We start from the raw sequence: 1729 nt of genomic DNA on the forward strand, positions 1-1729 counted from the left end.
GCCCGAGGCCGGCCCGAGGCCGGGCCGACCGGCCCGGCCTCACGCGGCCGCGAGCAGCAGCGTGCCCGCGACGGCGAGCCCGGCGCCGACCACCTGGACCGGGCGCAGCCGCTCCTTCAGCAGTCCGCGCGCCAGCAGCGCGGTGACCACCGGGTAGAGCGAGGCGAGCACGGCGGCCGTCGCGGCCGAGCCGCCGTGCGAGGCCATCGCGTACGTGGCGTTGCCGGCGACGTCGGCCAGTCCGATGCCGGTGAGCAGGGGCAGCCGGGAGCGCAGCCCGGGCAGCGGCCCGGGGGCGCCGGTGCCGCGCGGGCCGAGCAGCAGCGCGGCGCCGCCGACGGCGATGTTGACGAGCCGCTGGACGCAGAGCACGAGCAGCAGCCCGCCGCCGGCCGAGGCGTGCGAGACCAGGGCCATGGTGGCGCCGAAGCCGAACGCGGCGCCCAGCGTGAGCAGCAGGGCCGTGCGGGCGGCGGCCGGCCCGCCGCGTTCGGGGCCGCCGGCCAGCACCACGCCGGCCACGGCCACCGCGATGCCGGCCGCCTGGCCGAGGCCGGGCCGCTCGCCGAGCGCGAGCCCGACGCCGACCGGCACCACGACGCCGACGGTGGCCAGCGGGGACACCACGCCCATCGGGCCGAGCGCGAGCGCCCGGTAGAAGGCGAGCATCGCGAACGGGCCGATCACCCCGGCGGCGACGGCGTACCAGAGCGCGGGGGAGGCCTCGGTCCAGCCGCCGGTGGCCAGGACGGCGAGCAGGAGGACGACGGCGGCCGCGGCCTGGGAGGCGACCACGACGGCGAGCGCGGGCAGGCGGCGGGTGAGGACGCCGCCGCCGAAGTCGGCCAGACCGGTGAGCAGGCTGGCGGAGAGGGCGAGCAGAACGGTCACCGGAGGCCCCCGAGGGTTGAGGACAGCACAATGCACTCCGAAGTACAGTCGGATGGACTCGTTGTCGGAATCCGCAGCGTAGTGCAGTGAACTGAACTCTGCCGAACACTATTTTGTACAGTCTCGTACTGTGGACACCGGAGGACTGCCCGCGTGCCGGACCCCGACCTCGTCTCCCGGGCACTCGCCCGCAACGTCAAGCGGCTGCGCACCGAGCGCGGCCACACCCTGGACGCCCTCGCCGCCCGCTCCGGGGTGAGCCGCGGCATGATCGTCCAGATCGAGCAGGGGCGCACCAACCCGAGCGTGGCCACCGTGGTCCGGCTCGGCGACGCGCTCGGCGTCTCGATCGCCACGCTGCTCGACTACGAGGAGGGCCCGGATGTCCGGATCGTCCCGGGCGAGCAGGCCGTCCCGCTCTGGACCGGCTCGTCCGGAGGGGCCGGCACGCTGCTGCACGGGATCGAGGCGCCCGGGCCGCTGGAGCTGTGGGGCTGGCGGATGGCGCCGGGCGAGGAGTACTCCTCCGAGCCGCACCCGGCCGGGACGGTGGAGATCCTCCGGGTCGACGAGGGCGAGCTGACCCTGGTGCACGGCGAGCGCGAGCACGCGGTGCCGGCCGGCAGCACGGTCTCCTTCGACGCCTCGTACGCCCACGTCTACCGCAACGCGGGGGAGCGGGAGCTGCGGCTGACCATGGTGGTGTCGGTTCCGCCGCCGCGCTGAGCCGCACCGAGCCGTCCTGGGTCGCGCCGGCCGACGAGCCGCGCGAACACGCCGAACGGCGCCTTCCGGAGCCGCGCGAACACGCCGAACGGCGCCTCCCCGAGTCCGGGGA

The 1729-nt window shown here is 76.2% G+C and carries 2 protein-coding genes; one reads left to right on the plus strand and one right to left on the minus strand.

The window, feature by feature from the left end; all coding sequences use genetic code 11:
- Positions 1–39: 39 nt before the first annotated feature.
- A complete protein-coding gene (locus ACFU6K_RS38410) occupies positions 40–891 on the minus strand; it encodes an EamA family transporter (protein WP_380671218.1) in 852 nt (283 codons plus the stop codon).
- 153 nt (positions 892–1044) lie between these two features.
- On the opposite strand from ACFU6K_RS38410, the gene ACFU6K_RS38415 reads away from it, so the two are divergent.
- Positions 1045–1617: a helix-turn-helix domain-containing protein gene (locus tag ACFU6K_RS38415; protein WP_380671220.1), complete on the plus strand. Its 573-nt coding sequence runs from the start codon at positions 1045–1047 to the stop codon at positions 1615–1617.
- Positions 1618–1729 lie beyond the last annotated feature (112 nt).

It is taken from the genome of Kitasatospora sp. NPDC057512 (assembly GCF_042802135.1).
GTDB lineage: Bacteria > Actinomycetota > Actinomycetes > Streptomycetales > Streptomycetaceae > Kitasatospora.